This window comes from Nostoc sp. KVJ3 (assembly GCF_026127265.1).
Taxonomy (GTDB): domain Bacteria; phylum Cyanobacteriota; class Cyanobacteriia; order Cyanobacteriales; family Nostocaceae; genus Nostoc.
This window is the reverse complement of the sequence record NZ_WWFG01000001.1, coordinates 1,926,187-1,945,867: the sequence shown is the minus strand read 5'-3', so window position 1 is coordinate 1,945,867 and position 19,681 is coordinate 1,926,187. Positions and strand designations below refer to the sequence as shown.

Annotated in this window: 15 protein-coding genes; 7 read left to right on the top strand and 8 right to left on the bottom strand. The window is 41.6% G+C overall.

What is annotated here, in order from left to right:
* Positions 1 to 1,552: 1,552 nt before the first annotated feature.
* Positions 1,553 to 1,993 carry a hypothetical protein gene (locus GTQ43_RS07760; RefSeq protein ID WP_265273697.1) on the bottom strand — a complete coding sequence of 147 codons (441 nt, stop codon included), beginning with the start codon at positions 1,991 to 1,993 and terminating at the stop codon, positions 1,553 to 1,555.
* Positions 1,994 to 2,086: 93 nt separating this feature from the next.
* Positions 2,087 to 2,944 (bottom strand): DUF72 domain-containing protein, encoded by an 858-nt coding sequence (locus GTQ43_RS07755; protein WP_265272086.1) that lies wholly within the window; start codon positions 2,942 to 2,944, stop codon positions 2,087 to 2,089.
* A gap of 355 nt (positions 2,945 to 3,299) precedes the next feature.
* On the opposite strand from GTQ43_RS07755, the gene GTQ43_RS07750 reads away from it, so the two are divergent.
* Entirely contained in the window at positions 3,300 to 4,016 is a 717-nt protein-coding gene (locus GTQ43_RS07750) for a pirin family protein (RefSeq protein ID WP_265272085.1), read from the top strand.
* Between the two features lie 313 nt (positions 4,017 to 4,329).
* Positions 4,330 to 5,034, top strand: a complete 705-nt coding sequence (locus GTQ43_RS07745) for a mobilization protein (protein ID WP_265272084.1) — start codon at positions 4,330 to 4,332, stop codon at positions 5,032 to 5,034.
* Between the two features lie 452 nt (positions 5,035 to 5,486).
* Here GTQ43_RS07745 and GTQ43_RS07740 read toward each other — a convergent pair whose 3' ends face one another.
* From GTQ43_RS07740 to GTQ43_RS07720, 5 genes are all read right to left on the bottom strand, one after another.
* Positions 5,487 to 6,275 carry an ABC transporter permease gene (locus tag GTQ43_RS07740; protein ID WP_265272083.1) on the bottom strand — a complete coding sequence of 263 codons (789 nt, stop codon included), beginning with the start codon at positions 6,273 to 6,275 and terminating at the stop codon, positions 5,487 to 5,489.
* 373 nt (positions 6,276 to 6,648) lie between these two features.
* On the bottom strand, positions 6,649 to 7,629 hold the full coding sequence (locus GTQ43_RS07735; protein ID WP_265272082.1) for an ATP-binding cassette domain-containing protein: 981 nt from the start codon (positions 7,627 to 7,629) through the stop codon (positions 6,649 to 6,651).
* 183 nt (positions 7,630 to 7,812) lie between these two features.
* The gene (locus tag GTQ43_RS07730) at positions 7,813 to 9,459 is read right to left on the bottom strand and encodes an ABC1 kinase family protein (RefSeq protein WP_265272081.1); all 1,647 of its coding nucleotides are present in this window, start codon (positions 9,457 to 9,459) and stop codon (positions 7,813 to 7,815) included.
* 30 nt (positions 9,460 to 9,489) lie between these two features.
* Positions 9,490 to 9,786 (bottom strand): membrane protein insertion efficiency factor YidD, encoded by a 297-nt coding sequence (gene yidD / locus GTQ43_RS07725; RefSeq protein WP_265272080.1) that lies wholly within the window; start codon positions 9,784 to 9,786, stop codon positions 9,490 to 9,492.
* Positions 9,787 to 9,864: 78 nt separating this feature from the next.
* Positions 9,865 to 10,929 (bottom strand): mannose-1-phosphate guanylyltransferase, encoded by a 1,065-nt coding sequence (locus GTQ43_RS07720; RefSeq protein WP_265272079.1) that lies wholly within the window; start codon positions 10,927 to 10,929, stop codon positions 9,865 to 9,867.
* A 115-nt stretch (positions 10,930 to 11,044) separates the two neighbouring features.
* On the opposite strand from GTQ43_RS07720, the gene GTQ43_RS07715 reads away from it, so the two are divergent.
* Positions 11,045 to 12,565: an LCP family protein gene (locus tag GTQ43_RS07715; protein WP_265272078.1), complete on the top strand. Its 1,521-nt coding sequence runs from the start codon at positions 11,045 to 11,047 to the stop codon at positions 12,563 to 12,565.
* A 64-nt stretch (positions 12,566 to 12,629) separates the two neighbouring features.
* The gene (locus GTQ43_RS07710; RefSeq protein WP_265273696.1) at positions 12,630 to 13,136 is read left to right on the top strand and encodes a pentapeptide repeat-containing protein; all 507 of its coding nucleotides are present in this window, start codon (positions 12,630 to 12,632) and stop codon (positions 13,134 to 13,136) included.
* A 314-nt stretch (positions 13,137 to 13,450) separates the two neighbouring features.
* Here the strand turns inward: GTQ43_RS07710 and GTQ43_RS07705 are convergent, their stop codons facing one another.
* Positions 13,451 to 16,468: a GAF domain-containing protein gene (locus GTQ43_RS07705; RefSeq protein ID WP_265272077.1), complete on the bottom strand. Its 3,018-nt coding sequence runs from the start codon at positions 16,466 to 16,468 to the stop codon at positions 13,451 to 13,453.
* 409 nt (positions 16,469 to 16,877) lie between these two features.
* On the opposite strand from GTQ43_RS07705, the gene murJ reads away from it, so the two are divergent.
* The 3 genes from murJ to GTQ43_RS07690 all read left to right on the top strand — a co-directional run bounded on the left by murJ (position 16,878) and on the right by GTQ43_RS07690 (position 19,630).
* Positions 16,878 to 18,482 carry a murein biosynthesis integral membrane protein MurJ gene (murJ, locus tag GTQ43_RS07700; protein WP_265272076.1) on the top strand — a complete coding sequence of 535 codons (1,605 nt, stop codon included), beginning with the start codon at positions 16,878 to 16,880 and terminating at the stop codon, positions 18,480 to 18,482.
* Between the two features lie 128 nt (positions 18,483 to 18,610).
* Positions 18,611 to 19,123: a porin family protein gene (locus GTQ43_RS07695; RefSeq protein WP_265272075.1), complete on the top strand. Its 513-nt coding sequence runs from the start codon at positions 18,611 to 18,613 to the stop codon at positions 19,121 to 19,123.
* A gap of 222 nt (positions 19,124 to 19,345) precedes the next feature.
* On the top strand, positions 19,346 to 19,630 hold the full coding sequence (locus GTQ43_RS07690) for a hypothetical protein (RefSeq protein ID WP_265272074.1): 285 nt from the start codon (positions 19,346 to 19,348) through the stop codon (positions 19,628 to 19,630).
* Positions 19,631 to 19,681: the final 51 nt, after the last annotated feature.

Here is a 19,681-nt window from a genome sequence, read left to right as displayed (position 1 = left end):
CTCCTAATAACGAAGCCTTTAAAACTTTGACTTCAGCATTGTCAGTTGTTGTAACAGAATCCCAAATGGTTGCTCAAGCCTAAAGAGTGGTTGCAGCAGGAATTCAAACGAACGCAGATTTGTTCTCTGAACCACACAACCAACCAAATTGCAATCCACTCTAAATGGTCGCTGCAACTTCTCTGATTTTGCAGATGTCAAGTCACCAAGAACCTCTATAGCGCTTTTCATTTCGTGATTGATACAGCAGGATAATATTCCAGCCTAAAAAGTGGTAGCTATAGGTGCAGTAGTATAGCAATTCTTAATTGCATAGAATACAGACCTAACCCCCACTCCCTTCCCTACTAGCGTTGGGGAGTAAGATTCAAAGCCTCTCTCCTTTTAGGAGCTACCGTACTATCTGCAAGGATTTCAGGCGTTATAGACCCCTTAAATTGTCATTACGAGCGGAGCGAAGTAATCACATAATCCCGTGGTTTTTGCGATTGCTTCGCTTCACTTCGTTTTGCTCGCAATGACATGCAAAAAAGTGGGATGCTCCCATTCCTAACACTCTGGCTGAGACAATATCTAGGTGACTTTTGACAGTATGATTAAATTCCTAAAAATTATGGAACTATACCATTCTGCTTGAAGTTTTCGTTCTAAAAATCAGCAACTGCTTCAACTTAGTTTGCGGTTGAAAATATTTGCTCCCGCAAGAGTAAGTTTGTAAATATTCTGTATTTCTATGGATTTGTCAGGCTGTACTAAGAGTCTTTCTTCCCAGACTCCAAGAGTAATTGCCTTTGGTAGGTAATGCTCTAGCTAGGCTAGCCAACTCTTATTAGCTCATGCCCAGATAAATTTCGATTGACTTCAAGTTGTTACAAAGGCTACTATCCCACTCAATCTAGTTTTAGATTTTTGTTAGAAAAAGATGTAGCGAATTGAAGGGGACTTACCAGAGCAAAAAAACCTTCTTGAGCTTGCCTCAAACTTGTCTTGAAGTCTTTTTGTGCTTTCACTTTTTTGATTCCTATAAAAACCATAACATATATCTCACCGATTTCTTTGCAGAATCTAAAATTATTTATCTATTTGCCAGAACCCGATCCTTGGAATCTTTAATAGTCATAAGTTACGGGCTTATAGGTTGCAAAATTGTGAAAATATTTATCATACCGAATTTGTGCAGTTAGATACTTTTGGGTATTTTATAAAAGTATTTAAAACTAACGTTTTACAACAAAAACATAATTTGTTATTTTTGCATGAGTTATTGAGTTGAGATGCTCAAAGCAAATATACCCAGCGATTAGACATCTCCAGAAAATAAATATACGCTATCCACAACCCTTGTAGAGACGTAGCAGTGGTACGTCTTTTTTTTCGGAGATATCTATTATAAATCGCAGCTATACAAACTTTCGTTGGGAGCATCCCAATTTTGCAAATTTATCAAATAGATTGTCATTGCAGATGAAGTATACCCCTGTGGGGAAAGAAGCTACGCGGTAGCGTCTCTACTCCCAACTCCTGTACAGACGCGATTAATCGCATCTTTTCTTCAAATAGTTCTTTGCTGAACCTGTCGCCCATCAAGCCCTTGTTTAATCCAACTCAGACATTCATATTCAGATTTAAATAATTTTGGCGCTGCAATATTATTCAATAACTCCGGTGGATAATGATCGTAAAAACATTTGTCTCTTTCTTGGAAGATGATAATCAAATGCTCTCGGTAAATATAGCGAGACTTAAAACTATCACCATGATGAACGAACTCGGAATTTTGATCGATATGTTCTTTAGCAATATCAACGATATTAATAGCACCACTTCCATAGATTCTTGCTGGGTTTTCTGCTTTATGAAATTGGCTTTTATGCCCTATCTCAGATAGCAATTTATACGAATAAATTTCGTAATTATCAGCTTGTGCATAAACAAATGGAATGATGAGATATCCTTTATACGAGACTGAACTTTCATAAAGAAGACGATTCATTTCAACCTCCTTTGGTATAGCTGTTCTCAAAAAATCAAAAATTATCAATTTCATTCTGTGGGCCTATTCCCTTTGACCCTTGCACTCTACCTTTCAAGACCATAAACTCAGCTGACTGGGAGGATGAACGAGGTTATTCCAAGGTAGGGGCGGAACTGGTGTATTACTCTGTTCTAATAGCTGTTGGAAGTGACGCGCTATGTTAGGCGATCGCGCTTCTATGGGACAATGAACAAAGAAATAAATTCGCACTCCCGTCTGTAACCATTGCTGAATCTGCCTTACCCACTCTTCCATAAACGGCTGATTCACTGATAAATTTGGATGAGAAATAAATCGAATCAGAGTAAAAGGTGCTGTCACACTCAATTGCAATGGTAATTTGGGTTTGCGCCGTTCCGATTGTAACTGAGGGTCATAATCTCCAGTGTAGATAGGGCGCGAGTCTAACAGTACCCGTCCTACACCTAGCTTTTCTAAAAGCGCTGTCAAATTACTAGCATGAGGTTCCCTGAACCAAGCAGGATGCCGAACTTCCACTGCTAGAGGCGCGTCTGTCAGAGGCCAAGCTTCCAGAAAGTTAGCCAAATCGTCAAGCAATGCAGGTGTATAACTAGGTGGTAACTGGGCAAATATCGGGCCGAGATGCTTTCCTAAAGGGCGCATCCCCTCCAGAAATTTCAAAGCAGCCGGAATATAAGGTTGTAGCAACCCTTGATGAGTAATATCTCGTGGTAATTTTAAACAAAACTCAAAACCTGCTGGTGTTTCAGCAGCCCAACGGGTTACAGTTTCTTGGTTAGGCACGGCATAAAAGGTGGTGTTACCTTCTACAGTGGTGAAGCGACGACTGTACAGATGGAGAAAATCGCCAGTGCGAGCGCCTTGGGGGTAGAGTTCGCCCACCCAACCCTTATATGCCCAAACAGCGCAACCAATAAAAAAGTTCACAGTGCCTAAAAAATATAATGTATCATATCCAATTTTACAAAAAAAGACTTTTAAAATATACGTAGGCTGTGTTAGCGATCGCGCAGGATAGTAGAACGTACAATACTAGCGTCACTGATTCAATAAATATAGAATCTTATTGTTAATTGTTTAAATTCAAATCTCACAGTATCTTTTTGGTAATTATGTCACTTTGAAGTGCGTACTTTTCATTTATATGTATATACTTTATTATTGAAATAGTTCAAAAGCCGATTGAATAATTACAAAAATATCTTCGATAATTGAAGGAAAAATCTAAAATTCAAAATTAAGCAATTCCTAACTAAATATTCATTAACAACGAGGTAAATCTATGTCTCAAAATACAATTACCCACTTAATTCACGATCGCAATGCCCGTGGTCACGCTAAAATGGGCTGGCTCGATAGCTATCATACATTTTCCTTTGGTAGTTTTTACGATCCCAACCGCATGGGATTTCGTTCTCTACGCGTGATTAACGACGATCGCATCGCCCCTGGTGCTGGATTCCCTACCCACAGTCATCGTGACATGGAAATCCTCACTTATGTATTAGAAGGTGCTGTAGAGCATAAAGACAGCTTGGGTACTGGTTCAGTAATTCGCCCCGGTGATGCCCAAATTATGAGCGCTGGAACTGGAATCAGCCATAGCGAATTTAATCCTTCACCAACTGAACCGCTACACTTACTACAAATCTGGATTCTTCCCAATCGAGAAGGGCTGACACCAAGATACGAACAAAAAACTTTTCCTCTAGAAGAAAAGCGCGGCAAACTCCGCTTAATTGCTGCTAAAGATGGGCGCGATGGTGCTGTGACAATTTACCAAGATGTTGATTTATATACATCTGTTTTAGAGGATGGTGATGTTGTTAATTATCAAGTCAAAAGCGATCGCTATGCCTGGTTACAAGTAGCCCAAGGTATAGTCAACTTAAATGGAGAAGAACTCAGAGCCGGCGATGGTGTGCAAATCAACGGCGAAGAACAGCTAGAAATTAGCACCAACATCGGTGGTGAAATCTTGCTTTTCGATTTAGGCTAATCCTCAATCTGTAAGGTGAGCATTGTCAATCTTAGATCCCCGACTTCTTTGAGAAGTCGGGGATCTTGTTTTTGCTGACAATTAACAAAACTCCAAACGACTCTAGCTTCCCTAGAAAAGCTAGAAGAGAAGGACAAAGAAGAACTATCACTGCAAGAGAGCGTTTACTTTCTACGAGATTCCGTTTTAATCCGCTCTGAAGAAGGTTATACTTTCTCATAAAACTACCAAAATAACTAGGCGGCGATCGCTAAAAAGTTCTTAGCCTGGGAAAGATGTATCAGACTTTAAATAATTATTAGAGGTGCCTGTAATGCCGACGATTCATTTTATAGATGGTGAAAAAGGCGGGGTAGGAAAGTCTCTCTTTGCCAGGACAATGATTCAGTATTGTCTGGATAAGAAAATCCCCTTTGTACCAGTGGAGACAGATAGATCAAATCCAGATGTCGCAGGGGTATATAAAGAAATATGTAAGTATGCTGTGTTTAGTGAGAATGAACGACAGGCAAATAAGGCAGATAGAATATTTGAGTGGGCAATAGAAAAGCCAGTAATTGTAAATTTAGCCGCACAATCTCATAGAGCAGTGCAAGGCTGGATTGAGTCTAATCAATTACTTGAGCTAGGCAGTTCCCAGGGAGTTATGTTTTATAAATGGTTTGTATCCACAGGAGGATACGACAGTATCAACCTGTTTACTCAGTCGTTGAATACTTACGGTGAGAAAATCCCTCATATTCTGGTGAGGAATTTAGGGCTGTGTGATGATTGGGAGCATCTAGAGTCAGACTCCAACTTTCAGAACATAGTAAATAAATATCCGATAAAAGTTATAGATTTTCCGAAGTTAGCATACAGAGAAAGAAACATAATTGACCAAAATCGCCTGACTTTTGCAGAGGCTAGAGAGTATAAAGAATTTGGAATAATTGGCAAACAGAGAGTAGTAAATTTTCTGAAGCTCGCTTATGGTGCTTTTGAGAAAGTAGGTATCTGGTATGAAAAAGTTGAATAGCAGTCATTGATCGTTTGTGATTAGTTATTGGTACTAACGATCGATGACTAATCACAAACCTTAGCATTTGTATGTCATTGCGTAGGCGGAGCCTTCCCGTAGGATACGAAACGAAGTGAAGCAAAGCAATCGCCACATCTCCAACTAAGCATGAGTTGATGCGATTGCTTGGCTGCGACACGCCGTTCGCGTTCGTCGTTCCTCCTCTCTACGAGACGCTCTTCGCGTGCGATGCACCTGTATAAAAGAAACTAAATTCATAGGGATAAAAAGAATACAGGAGTCAGAATACTCCACCCATGAAGGGATGGAGTTTTAATTCAGGAAGAATATTTTAATTTTTTCGCCCATTAGGGGCGAGGTTTTAACCAATATTCATTAACCACTCGTACAGAATTCATGCTGAATTCTGACTCCTGACTTCTGAATTCTTCTTATAAATTATCAATTGTTCACGCTCCCATCCCAGAATACCGTTTCAAACCTGCACGCCACAGTAAGCGATTGGCACCCAAAAACACTAAGATCCACGCCAATATTGACCAAAATCCCCGCCCTATATCCACAGGTAGCCCTACCAAAATACTCGTAGGAAAATCAATCAAATAGGGAAAAGGTGTAAACATTACTATTTCCCGCACAGATTCTGGAAATACCTCTAAAGGTGCTATCAAACCAGATAAAAATAGATAAAACAAAAACCAAAAGTTTTCTAAGGCAGTAGCCCGTTCTGTCCAAAAGGCAAACATGGCAAAAGTATACTGAATCGTAAACCGCAAAACAAAAGCTAGTATTACTGCTAATATAAACAGTAAAAATCTAGTCAAATTTGGTATCCAAAAAGCTTGGGGATAAAGAATAAAAAATAACGCTACTAATAAAAAAGCAAACATTAGCCGAGCAAATCTTTCAGAAATATGCCCCGCAACATGATGCCATACTGGATCGAGTGGTTGTAGCAACTTGGGCGAAAGCTTGCCTTCCACAACCTCCTTTTCAAAGTCCCAAATCACCCAAGCAACTGTTAATTGTCTAACGACGAAAACCGTGATAAAGTAACGAGCAAAATCCACCGATGATAGCCCAAACTGCCCGCCTTTTGCTGCCTGTATCCAGATACCCATGAGGATAATCGGCAAAGAACCAGCTAAAACCCATAGGATTAGTTCTGCTCGATACTCAACCATATAGGCATAGTATACTGACAGCAAAGTTAGAGCTTTTCTAATCATCTTTTTCATTTATATTAAGACTTCTATTTGATTTTTTAAAAAACTTGCCCTCAACTCAAAAAGGCTGATTCCCTACTCCCTACGGGAGCAATGCGATTTTGTGAGATGGGTAAGCAGGGGAGGCAGGGGAGGCAGGGGAAGAGAAAGAAAATAAGTGTAGAAGCAGTCTGTAACGGTCGTAAAAAATACTAAAAATGCCTCTTTACTCCCCCTGCTCCCCCTGCTCCCCCTGCTCCCCCTGCTCCCCTGCCTATTTTACGAGGATCTCACTTTTTCGCGTTACTCCCCTCCCTACTCCCTAGCTACGCAAATAGGTTCAAAAATCACATCGGATTGCCATAGTGCATTCTCCTCTTGGCAACTCTATTCCTAGCAGCGCTAACTACACAACACCCGCCCGAAAAACTCGTCCAATCACTTCTTCTACAGGCGGTTCGGTGACAGTTAAATCAATTACCTCCAAATCTGTCAAAATCTTCGATACCGTGCGGGTGAGTGCCTCTCTAGATACCATAAAATGCACCGATCGCCCCTCTAATAGTTGCACATCCCCGTATGTCATAAGTTTTTCTATCGATAGAGGTTGGGCTAACTCTATATGAACTTCCCGATAAGGGGCAAAACGTTGTAGTAGTCCATCTAAACTACCGTCATACATCAAGCTTCCTTGGTGAATCAACAACACTCGTTGACACAAAGCTGTGATATCAGCCATATAATGACTCGTCAACAGCACTGTAGCTTGATAACGCTGATTGTAGTCGCGCAAAAAATCGCGTACCGCCACCTGAGCATTTACATCTAGTCCCAGAGTCGGTTCATCTAGGAATAATACATGAGGACGGTGCAAAAGTGCTGCTAGCAATTCTGCTTTCATCCGCTCACCCAAAGATAGCTTCCGTACTGGTTGGGTAAGTTTGCCTTCTAAGGAAAGCATCTCTGTTAATTCTCCTACCCGCCGTTGAAACTCTTTATCAGAGATGTCGTATACAGCAGCATTAATTCTCAAAGAATCCAGCGCTGGTAAGTCCCAAATTAGCTGCTGTTTTTGCCCCATCACCAAGGTAATTTTTTGCAAAAATGCTTCTTTTCGATGAAAAGGGATTTGTCCAGCTACTGTGACTTTACCGCTAGAGGGATGAATCAGCCCCGTGAGCATTTTTAGTGTGGTGGTTTTCCCAGCACCATTTGGCCCTAAAAACCCCACCACTTCACCAGGGGAAATTTCAAAAGAAACATCCTGAACTGCTTTGATTGAGCGGTAGGTACGGCGGAAAAGGTGGGTGATTGTACCTTTAATACCCGGACTTTTAACTGCTACTGGATAAGATTTACTCAGATTTTCAGCAACAATAATTGACATATTTTTTATTATGACTTACGCAAACAATAGGCAAAAATAAAGATTTTCAGGTAGGGTCAATTCATGAATTGACCCTACAGCATATAGTTTTGCGTAAGCTTGGTTCCAAATACGAAAGCAGAGATTTTCGCCAGTGACATATCATGATTGACTGTGGTGAGCATTACACACAACACATAGACTTTAACGTAAACGCCCCGATCGCAGTGTACTGATAATTAACCACAAACCCAATAAACTAGCAACGGCAAAGAGGATGGTGCTTAAAAAAGATAGCTGGCTTGTCTGCGCTCTGGTGGATATAATTGCCGCACCCATAATCAGCGAACCCACTAATATACTAAAAGAGAGTCGGTTAGCCGCATCGTCCATTGTCCGCCGCACGCCATCTAATCCCCGTAGCGATAGATTCCACTGTAAGGTTTCTGAGGTAACTCGGTCTAATAGCAGTTCGATTTGGCGCGGAGATTGCAGAGAGAGACTTTTAATATCTAAGGCTGTTCGTAATAGCGATCGCACTGGATTATCGCCCAATAGTTGCCGCCGAAACAAGTCTGTAATTAATGGTTTAACTTCGTCGAAAAAATTAAGTTCTGGGTTGAATGTCCGCGCTACACCCTCTAAATTCGCTAGAGTTTTGGCATACAAACCCATGTTGCTAGGTAATCTAATTTTATTGTTGCGGGCAACTTGTAAAACTTCATAGATTATCTGACTGAAATTTATTTGCGTCAGGCTGACATTGTGATACTTCCGCAACATGCGATCGTAATCATTTTCTAACCGTGATAAAATTACTGGTTGAGCCGAATCTGATAGCTGCAAAGTTAACTGAGCGCATCTTTGAGCATCTAAATCAACGATCGCTAACAACATCTCTGTTAATATCTGCTGTGTACGGGGATCGAGTCTTCCCACCATGCCACAATCTAACAGAGCAACCCGCCCATCTTTGAGATAAAACAAGTTTCCCGGATGGGGATCGGCGTGAAAAAAGCCATCAATATATAGTTGCTGAAAAAATACCCGAAATAATAAAGTAGTTATTTCTTTACGCTCTACAACAGGATCTTTACCATTATTATTGTTGTCCAAATCCGCCGACAAGAACGGCACACCATCCAGCCATTCCATCACCAGTAATTTTTCTGTGGTCAATTCCCAGTTAATTTCCGCAACTACTATTTGCGTGGGATCAAACCAGCGACTTTTAGATAAGTTACGCCGCAGTTCGTCTGTAAAACCCGCTTCCCGTGTAAAATCTAACTCGGCTTCTAGGGCTTTGGTAAATTCTTCAGCTATGGATTTGATTTCGTAGGTTTGGCCAAATTCAGTCCGCGCCACTAAATCGGCAATACCTTGAATTAAAGCAATATCTTGGGCAATAGTCAGATCGATTCCCGGACGTTGTACTTTCAAAGCGACTTCTCGACCATCTGCTAATGTAGCGCGATGTGTCTGGGCGATTGATCCCGCCGCGACTGGGATCGGGTTAACCGTCTTGAAGGTTTCTGCTAGTGGACGTTTTAATTCTTTGCGAAGGATTATTTCTATCTCTGACCAAGGTACTGCTGGTACTTCATCTTGTAAGGTTGATAGTTCCTCAATGTAGGAAGCGCTGAGTAAATCTGGACGGGTAGAGAGTAGCTGACCAAGTTTGACATAAACTGGCCCCAAGTCTACCAGGATATTTTTTAAAACCGCAGGTGTCGGTAGCTGGGGTTCATCAGCTTTACCACCAGTGAGTAACCTTCGCATATAGTCCCAGCCATTGCGAAGGAATACTTCCAGAATTTCTCGTTGACGGGGAACAGTTTGGGTGAGGAACATTTTTATAAATAACTGCAAAGACGCAGGGAGTTAAAGAGGTAAGCAACAGGGGATGACAATACAACCGGAATCGGCTCTAGTTTTGGTACTGGTTAAAGTTTTGCTAGCTGCGCCACAGTCTTGGAATCTTTTTAGAGATGATTGTATGGCTTCGTGGAGTTTCTGTTCACTCAGCATTCGTTTGACGTAATTAGAGCAAGAATCCCCACCATGTAATAAGCGATGAGAGCAACTAAATCCTTTGGAAGGAGAAATATATTTTTGATAGACCGTAATAGACTCCATTGCCATTGTTTTGGCGAGAGGCTCAAAGCTAATAATGTCCATAACTGTCAGAAAAAATAACAGACAGTCAAGTTATAATCGGAAAATAGACTTTTTCGCCTCTGCCAGGGGTTTTAACTTTTATAGCAGGTCAGTAAATCGGGAATCGCTTTGAAGAATTTTGAGGATCTGCTTAATTTCCTGGGTACGTTTTTTATTGACAACGAGGGTGACATTGCGATCGCGCACAATCACCACGTCCTCTAAACCAATTGTAACAACTACATCATCTGGATTTGAGGCATAAATAATCGCCCCCTGCGTATCTAACCCTACGTGGGTAGCGAGTTCCACATTGGGATTCTCTTCTGTTTTGAGTAACCGCTCGATCGCATTCCAATCTCCCAAATCATCCCAACCAAAATCAACTGGCAAAACGTATGCTAAAGTTGTCTTTTCCATTAGGGCATAGTCTATACTCTTCTTAGGCAACTGGGGATAAATATCAGTACCATGTTGTTCTAGAGGTTCGATAATTTCTGGAGCATGGGTATGTAGTTCCTTGAGAACAACCCCTGCCCGAAAAACGAACATGCCACTATTCCAGCTAAAACGTCCCGTAGATAAAAAAGTCTCTGCCGTTTCGCGGTTGGGCTTTTCAGTAAAGCGGTTGACGTGATAAGCTGGCAACTCATTGAAGCTACCTATCTTTTCACCTTGTTCAATGTAGCCGTAACCGGTTGATGGAAAAGTAGGCTTGATCCCCAGTGTAACGATCGCTGCTGTGCTTGCTGCCAGTTGCGTAGCCGCGCTTAACGTGTGGGCAAACGCTTCATGATCAGCAATCCAGTGGTCAGCAGGGAAAAAGCCAATCACAGCGTCTTCTCCATAGCGCTGTTTGATTTCTAAACTTGTCCAAGCAACGGCGGCGGCTGTGTCTCTGCCTTCCGACTCAATCAGTAAGTTTTCAACTGGTAGATCGGGTAGTTGTTGTCGTACCCCTTCAGCTATCTGACTAGAAGTGATCACCCACAAGGAATCCCATCCGCCACCGAGTTTTATCAATCGATCGGCGGTTGCTTGTAATAAACTTCTAGAGCTACCATCAAGACTTAAAAATTGTTTAGGTCGGTCTTTGCGACTCAGGGGCCAAAAACGTTCACCTTTACCACCAGCAAGGATTACGGGGAACAATAAAGCATTCATGTTGTCATACACGCCTACCGAAGAACATTATAAGTTTACAGCGAGCCTTTCCACTGGCAATATCTGTAGCTTGCATTAACATACTTTTAGGGAGTGGTTGAGTGGGGAGATAATTGTGATAAAACAAGTCGAATGGTCGGAAAATCCGGTTACATCTCAGCAAGTTGTAGAATTTGAAACTGAGGTGCGATCGCAGCAAATTCAACGGATAGAAAATCAGGTAACGCCAGCACCAGTAGCCGACTCAGAGGAGGAGGATGTCGAACTAAACCAGCCTGTAAATCCAAACCGTAGCGTCGTCGAATCTGTGGGCGCGATTCCCAATCAGCTTTACGAGAGACTGGGCTTAACCATGCCTCGCTGGTTGTTGTGGATTATGACGATTGTCATCGGCATCATCTTATCTGGGCTGCTAGTCTCGACGTTAGCACTGTGGACTCCTTTGTGGAGTAATCTCGATCGAACAGATGAAGATTCAGGAACTACCGCAAAAGACGAGGTAAAAATCCCGTTACCGGGGGAGTTGTGGAGCAAACTCTCTCAATACCAGCTTTCGCGACCCATGAATATTTTAATCATGGGAATTGAACCAGTTAACGGTACTGTTGATGGTTCACCAGAAAGCTTTGCTGGCAAAAGCGACTCCATGCTGTTAGTACGGCTTAACCCTAGTGAAAAATCTGTACGGGTGCTTTCTATTCCCAAAGATACCATGATTGCCATCCCCGAAAAGGGAGAAAAGGGATTAACTAAGGTATCTGATGCCAATGCCAAAGGCGGCCCAGTCTTAGCAGCACGGGTAGTCAGCCGTACCTTAAACAACGCCCCAATTGACCGTTACATCCGTATTTCTACTAGCGGCTTACGCCAGTTAGTCGATCAGTTAGGCGGAGTAGAGGTCTTTGTTCCCAAGTCGATGACATATAAAGACTCTAGTAGTCGGCTGTCGATTAATTTAGTCAGTGGTTGGCAAACTCTCAACGGCGAACAAGCAGAACAGTTTGTCCGGTTCCGCGAACCAGGTTTGGGAGATTTGCCGAGAGTGCAGCGTCAGCAAGCACTAACAGCAGCCCTGCTGCAACGCTTAAATAGTCCTACCATTTTACCCCGGTTGCCTCAATTAACTCGCTTGATGCGAAAATACTTTGATACCAACCTGAAGATGGAAGAAATGATGGCGTTGGTCAATTTCGGTCTCAATCTAGATCGAGATAATTTCCAAATGACGGTGTTGCCTGGTACTTTTAGCCGCTTTAGCAAAGACCCTGATAGCTATTGGCTAAATATGACTGGACAACAGAGCCTGTTGAATGATTATGTTGGGGTAAATGTACCTGGTCTGAAACCAGATATGCGTCAGGTTCCTAACCTCAAAATTGCTATTCAAAATGCCTCAAATCAACCTCAGTTAACTGAAAAAGTTATTTCTTATCTCAAACAGAAAGGCTTTACTAATATTTACAAAGTGCCTGATTGGCCAGATACCCAACGTCAAACTCAGATTATTGTCGAAAAAGGCAACAGACGAGTTGGAGTTGATTTGCAAAAAGTCTTAGGCTTAGGTCAAATTGAGGTGTCAGCGATTGGTGATTTAGAATCTGACCTGACAATTCGGATTGGTAAAGATTGGAAGTAGTCGTTGGTCATTAGTCATTAGTCATTGGTCAAATGACAAAGGACTAATGACAAATAATAAAGTTATGAAAAAGATTTTACTGCGTTTTTTGAGTTTGATTGCGATTTTGCTACTAGCATTTTGCTGGATAATACTTAATCCTAAACCGGCTTTTGCTCAACTCAACACAATCAACTACAACAATATAAATTTAGAAAATCGTGATTTCTCTAATGCTGATTTAGCGGGTGTGACTTTTGTAGCAGCAGAAATGCGGGGGGCGAATTTTCAAGGAGCGAATTTAACCAACGCAATTCTCACTAAAGGAGTTTTGTTAAAAGCAAATTTGGAAGGCGCGAACTTGAGCGGCGCTTTAGTCGATCGCGTGACTATGGATAGTGCTAACCTAAAAAATGCCATTTTTACAGAAGCCACTTTGACTAGCAGCCGCTTTTACGATGCTGATATCACTGGCGCTGATTTTACCGACGCTTTAATTGATCGTTATCAAGTGTCGCTAATGTGTCAAAGGGCTGATGGGGTAAATCCGGTTACAGGTATGTCAACGCGAGATAGTTTAGGGTGTAAGTGAATAGTCTGTTGACTTTGATTTAATTTAGGGTTTTTTGGTTCATGTTATTTTTGTGTCATTGCGAGCGAAGCGAAGCAATCGCCTGGGATTGCTTCGCTTCGCTCGCAATGACATATATTTTGTATGACTTTTTAACTCCTAAAAAAGCATAGAGTCAACAGCCTAAGAGCGCACTGCTAGATAAATTACATATTGAATTAGTTTAAAGGTGTAATGCTATGGCGTTGTGATGTATTCAGGGAACAAAGAAAATCTTTGTTTATTCTTGCTCCCCTACTTAAGATTGACTGAGAATTCTCAAAGGCAAGTCGCCTTTAATTACCACTAGGAATTTCAATTAAAAACTCTGTTCCTTCTCCTGGTTTAGAGGAACATTTAATTTGTCCATGATGTTTTTCAACTACTATTTGATAGCTGATAGACAATCCCAATCCTGTACCTTTTCCAGGTGCTTTAGTAGTGAAGAAGGGATCAAAAATATGCGATCGCACTTCTTCTGGAATCCCCAGACCATTATCAGCTATTCTAATTACAATCTGGTTATTAATTGCTTGCGTACTAACCCAGATACTTAAAGGTATTATAGGACACCTTTGGGATAACTTCAAATACCTTTGCTGTATAGTTTTAAATTTTTCCTCTAATGCATCAATACTGTTACTCAACAGATTCATAAACACTTGATTTAATTGCGCGGGATAGCATTCGAGCAAAGGGAAAATAGCATATTCTTTAATAATCTCAATAGCTGGGCGTTCATGATTATTTTTGAGCCGATGCCCTAAAATCAGCAAAGTACTATCCAATCCTTCATGAATATCTACTGCCTTTAATCCAGCCTCATCTGTACGAGAGAAGTTTCTCAGTGATAGCACAATATCACAAATTCGCTCTGCTCCTACTTTCATTGATTCCAGAGTTTGGGGTAAATCTTCGATGATAAAGTCTAAATCAGCTTTGTCAATTTGAGCTTGGACAGATGGTAACAGGGAGGAATTTTGACGGTAAAGTTTCACTACATTTAGTAGTTCTTCAGTATATTTATTTAAATGTATTAAATTGCCAAAAATAAAACTCACAGGATTGTTGATTTCATGAGCGACTCCAGCAAGTAATTGTCCTAAACCTGCCATTTTTTCACCCTGAATTAACCTAGTCTGAGTTTGTTTTAATTCTTGCAGAGCTTGAGTGAGTTCTAAGGTTTGACGTTTAGTTTGTTCGAGTAATTCCGCTTGCTGAATCGCAATTCCAAATTGTACAGCTACTTGAGCTAGTAAATTGATTTCTTCCTCCTTCCAATAACGCGGTTGCGAATTTTGATAAGCAACCAATAATCCCCATAATTTTTCACCTTGTCGAATGGGAACAAAAGTTTCGTTGCGCGGAAGTTCGTTATCGTCGTCTGTACCCTCAAAGGTTTTTAGAATCATTGGTTGGGCTTGTACAACAGGTTTCCAAGCATCTTTAAAAGAATCTGCCACAAATTTACCGCTCCAATCGGCGTTGAAGCGGTAGATTGCAACTCTCTCGACTTCGAGCAATTCTCGCACAGCTTGAGTTGTGGTTCTAAAAATAGTTTTAATATCAAGTGACTGGCGGATTTTATCAATGGTTACAGCCAGCAATTCTTGCCGTTCCATTGCTTTCTCGCGTTCAGTAGCTTCTGCTAACTGAACAACCTGCATTTGAACTTGCTTTAAATAAGAATCCTGTTTTAATGCGACTCCCAATTGCTCGGCTATTTGACTGGCAAATTCAATTTCAGAGGGTTGCCAGTAACGAGGAGCCTTGCATTGGTGAATACACAGCAATCCCCAAAGTTCACCTTTTTTTAATAGAGGTGCGACCATATTTGCCCGCACCTGAAATTTTTCTAGGATTTGGACGTAGCAACTTGGAAACTTGGCTTGATAAATATCAGCGATCGCACTTACTCGACCTTGAGTGTAGAGGGGTGCAAAGTTTTGACCGAAGCAATAATCATAAACTTTTTCTGCCATTACCGAGTTACACTCAAAGACAAAATCCTCAGAAATAAATTCTCCTTCCCAATCTTTTTGAGGGTCAAAACGAAAGACTGCTACTCTATCTGCTTGCAGCATTTTACGGGACTCGGTGACAGTAGTCTGGAAGATTGTATCTAAATCTAGCGACTCCCGAATTCGAGTAATCACGCTAGTTAATGTCTTTTGTTGCTCTGCTTGGTACTGAGCGTGTGCCAGCAACTTATAATGTCGCAGTGCTACACCAATTTGTGTGCCGATTTTGGTCAGTGATTCGACTTCATAAGATTCCCACTGTCTGGGTGAGGCATTTTGGTAGGCAGCGATGACTCCCCAAAGTTGATCTCCTTGGAGAATGGGGGCAGTTGCAAAGGCTTTTGCCTGGAATTGCTCTAACAGGGTTACATGACAGTCTGTTAATCCGGCTTGATAAATGTCATTAACTGTAAATGTCTCATTATTAACGTAACGTCCGCCTTGCGTCTGCTGTAAATAAGTATCAAAAATCATCGGCTGAACGCCAACTAAAGGAGTCCAGCCTTCCGCAAATGATTCAGCGACGAAGTTACCACTCCAATCGTCATTGAAGCTAAAGATGGCAACTCGGTCAGCTTGCAGCAGTTTGCGTATTTCTTGAGTTGTGGTTTTAAAGATGGTTTCAATATCAAGGGGTGAGCGAATTTTATCGACAATCCGAGCAATTACTTGGTCGCGCTGAACCGCTTGAGCCAATTTTGCAGCTTGCAATTGGACTTGATTGAGATGCCTCGCTTGTTGAATCGCAACGGCAAGATGGTTAGCAATTTGACGAATAAACTCAATTTCTGATTCTTTCCAGTCACGAGCCTCACTGCACTGATGAATACAAAGCAGTCCCCACAGTTCATTCTGGCGCGATAAAGGGACAACCAGGTTGGCATGTACCTGAAATTTACTCAAAATTGCTACGTGACAATCACTCAGTCCCGCCTTGTAAATATCTCCTACTGCTTGTACTTGTCCTTCTTGATAACTAGAAGCAAATTCTTCTCCGAAACAGCGATCGTAAACCTTTACTTCTAATGCCGAATTCCAACCAGGCGCAACATCTTCAGAAACAAATTCTCCTTTCCAATCTTTTTCTAGGTCAAACTGGAAGACTGCTACACGGTCAGCATTTAGCAACTGACGTACTTGTGTAACGGTAGTTTGAAAAATTGTTTCTAAATCAAGAGACTCCCGAATTCGCAGAATTACACTTGCCAGAGCTTTTTGTTGATCTAGTTGCTCTTGAAGTTGAACGCTTGACAATAGAAGTTGATGTTCTGTGAAATTTGAATTTGGTTCCATTGCGCTGGATTATGTCGTTTTTATACAAGAGTTCTTCATACCAAACTTCATGAGTCCAAAATATGACAAACTGCAAATTTTGACAGCGTTCAACTATTTCCCAGAAGATGGTTATTCTTATAGTTCCCCTTTCTCGATCTATTTTCTTTAATGGATTAAAAATAATTTTGACTTGCATACAAAAGAAGACATGAATAATTCAAGGTTTGTAATAAGCGGCTCTAGCCCTTACTAAGAGACGATTTAATTAACTTCACATTGCGATCGCAGTAATTTGGTTTTAAGCGTAGGCGTAGCCCGCCGTAGGCATTTAAAATAACTAATTTGTCAAAATTTACCTGACAGACTGCGGGATTTGAGGTTAAATGTTTTAAAGTATGCACTCTGCAAGAGTTGTCGGGTATTATTCGTGACACAACAAGACCAAAAACCCTCTCGTTCTTTCGCTGGAATTGCTGGCATTGTTGCCGCAGCCACATTAATTAGTAAAGTCTTCGGTTTAGTGCGGCAGCAAGCGATCGCTGCGGCTTTTGGTGTTGGTGCTGCTGCTACCGCCTATAGCTACGCTTATATTATCCCTGGCTTTCTATTGATCTTACTCGGTGGTGTGAATGGGCCATTACACAGTGCGATCGTCAGCGTTTTAGCCAAGCGGCGGCGAGAAGAAGCGGCTCCCCTAGTGGAAACCGTGACAACGCTGGTGGCTGGAGTACTGTTGCTGGTGACAGTGGCTCAAGTTTTATTTGCGGATGCGATCGTTGATATAGTCGGTCATGGTTTGGAAGAGACAACCAGAGCGATCGCAATTCAACAACTCCGCATTATGGCACCGATGGCTTTATTTGCCGGTTTAATTGGCATTGGCTTCGGTACTCTCAATACCGCCAATCAATATTGGCTACTCTCCATTAGTCCTTTATTATCCAGTATTACTGTTGTTGGCGGTCTTGGTATCCTGGCGATGCAATTGGGCAAGGATATTATTAAGCCGGAATACGCTTTAATCGGTGGAATGGTCTTAGCTTGGGGAACTTTGGCAGGAGCAATTCTCCAATGGTTAGTGCAGCTAATTGTCCAGTGGCGGTTAGGATTAGGCACATTACGCCTACGGTTTGATTTTAAATCTCCAGGCGTTCAAGAAGTAATTAAAATTATGACTCCGGCAACAGTTTCTTCGGGAATGATGCCAATTAATGTTGCCACTGACCTTTATTTTGCCAGTCCTATCCCTGGTGCTGCGGCAGGATTTAACTATGCCAATCTATTAGTCCAAACTCCGTTAGGGATTATTTCTAATATAATTTTACTGCCCCTGTTACCGATATTTGCCAAACTGTCTAGCCCAGAAAATTGGCCAGAGTTAAAATCACGCATTCGCCAAGGACTTTTACTGACTGCCTTCACCATGCTACCGTTAGGGGCGCTGATGGTGGCATTATCAGTACCTATTGTGCAGGTAGTATATGAACGCGGTGCTTTTAAACCGGAAGCTACAAAGCTAGTTTCATCCTTGCTAGTCGCTTACGGAATTGGGATGTTTGCTTATTTAGGACGTGATGTTTTGGTGCGGGTGTTTTATGCTTTAGGCGATGGACAGACACCTTTTCGCATCAGTATCTATAACATCTTGCTCAATGCTGTACTAGATTGGTTTTTTGTGGAACCTTTTGGCGCTCCCGGTTTAGTTTTAGCAACAGTGGGTGTAAATTGTAGCTCAATGTTAATGCTGTTGTGGTTGCTCGATCGCAAACTCAATGGTTTACCTTGGCGTGAGTGGGGTTTGCCAATTTTGGGTTTGATAGCTGGTAGCCTAGTCGCTGGGGTAGCAAGCTACGGGACTTTGATTGGTTCTCAACAGTTACTAGGTAAAACGGGCTTACTGATTGTGGTGTTGCAGTTGTGCGTATCTGGCTTCGTGGGGATTGCGGTGTTTGCTGCGATCGCTTCCTGGCTGAAAATACCAGAGGTGAATATTTTTATATCTCGTCTACGTCGGCGCTTTTTGAAGAAGTAACTAACCAAGTGGGTGAGAAATAATTCAGCCACTTGGGTGAACCAGATGTGCGAGGTTACATTTTGTAAAAAAAGAGATTCTAGTACTAGAGAACATTGATTTTACCTAACTCTAGTGAGAAGAATTCTATGAAACTTACAAAATTAGCTGCCTCTTTCCTTGCTGTTGCTTCCATTGTCCTCTCAGCAGGAATTGCTTCTGCTCAAACAGCCGGTACAAACGGCAATTACATCGGTGCTGGGATTGCTGCTGGTGCAACCAGTGGCGGACAAGGAAACGATGAAGCACAATTTGGTGGCAATATCCAAGGACGATACGCGGTTCCCAAGTCACCTGTTTCAGTGCGCGGTTCTGTACTGTATGGTGGTGATGCTGCCGCAATTATGCCCATTGTGACTTACGATGCGCCCATTGCCAAAAATACTAATGTTTACTTCGGTGGTGGTTATTCTTTTGTAACTGACGAAGGTCAAAATACCCCATTAGGCAATCGGAATGCACCTGTTGTCACCCTTGGTATTGAATCACAAGTTAGCAATAAGGTTATTGCTTATGGGGATACTAAGTGGGGCATTGACGCATACAGAAATAGTGATGCTGATGCCGTCAGTTTCCAAGCTGGATTAGGGTATCGTTTCTAGTAATTACGAGGCAAGGATTCAGCTTATTCACAAGCCAAAGTAATGATGTTTGCCAACCGTAATAGTAATTTTTTCTGTCATATCTAAGTATCATTACTCAGATATGACCATTTTTTTAATCATTTTTACTTATGATGTTGATAAACAATTACATTGGCTATTATTAATAGTTTTTCTTAAAGTGAAATCACTAATTTTAAATATGCATAAAAGATATTAATCATGGAACAGATTAATCCCATTCCCGAAATACTGGGTGAAACAACCGATGTAGAATCTTGGCTAATTCGGGCTGGGCTAAGATTTTCAGATTTAGGTGACGATGCCGCCAGTATTACAATCCGTAAGCAATGGCGAGAGTATCAAGCCGCAGTTCAAAGATGCTGTGCAATCCTACACCAACCACCATCACATGTTCAACTCAGTGGCGACTATGCCAATCTGAGAATACCTGGCGGTGCATCAACCAATTCTGCAATCAGCTGTCGAGTCATCCCAAGTCCTTAGACTCTGATGAAAGGTTGGGTTGAACAAAGTGAAACCTAACAAAATCAAGGA

Excerpts from the sequence above, each read along its gene's own strand:
- GTQ43_RS07760 (WP_265273697.1), bottom strand. The coding sequence starts at position 1,993 with ATGAATCGTCTTCTTTATGAAAGTTCAGTCTCGTATAAAGGATATCTC.
- GTQ43_RS07705 (WP_265272077.1), bottom strand. The coding sequence starts at position 16,468 with ATGGAACCAAATTCAAATTTCACAGAACATCAACTTCTATTGTCAAGC.
- GTQ43_RS07730 (WP_265272081.1), bottom strand. The coding sequence starts at position 9,459 with ATGTTCCTCACCCAAACTGTTCCCCGTCAACGAGAAATTCTGGAAGTA.
- GTQ43_RS07690 (WP_265272074.1), top strand. The coding sequence starts at position 19,346 with ATGGAACAGATTAATCCCATTCCCGAAATACTGGGTGAAACAACCGAT.
- GTQ43_RS07735 (WP_265272082.1), bottom strand. The coding sequence starts at position 7,629 with ATGTCAATTATTGTTGCTGAAAATCTGAGTAAATCTTATCCAGTAGCA.
- GTQ43_RS07740 (WP_265272083.1), bottom strand. The coding sequence starts at position 6,275 with ATGAAAAAGATGATTAGAAAAGCTCTAACTTTGCTGTCAGTATACTAT.
- GTQ43_RS07710 (WP_265273696.1), top strand. The coding sequence starts at position 12,630 with ATGAAAAAGATTTTACTGCGTTTTTTGAGTTTGATTGCGATTTTGCTA.
- GTQ43_RS07745 (WP_265272084.1), top strand. The coding sequence starts at position 4,330 with ATGCCGACGATTCATTTTATAGATGGTGAAAAAGGCGGGGTAGGAAAG.
- yidD (WP_265272080.1), bottom strand. The coding sequence starts at position 9,786 with ATGGACATTATTAGCTTTGAGCCTCTCGCCAAAACAATGGCAATGGAG.
- GTQ43_RS07750 (WP_265272085.1), top strand. The coding sequence starts at position 3,300 with ATGTCTCAAAATACAATTACCCACTTAATTCACGATCGCAATGCCCGT.
- GTQ43_RS07720 (WP_265272079.1), bottom strand. The coding sequence starts at position 10,929 with ATGAATGCTTTATTGTTCCCCGTAATCCTTGCTGGTGGTAAAGGTGAA.
- GTQ43_RS07695 (WP_265272075.1), top strand. The coding sequence starts at position 18,611 with ATGAAACTTACAAAATTAGCTGCCTCTTTCCTTGCTGTTGCTTCCATT.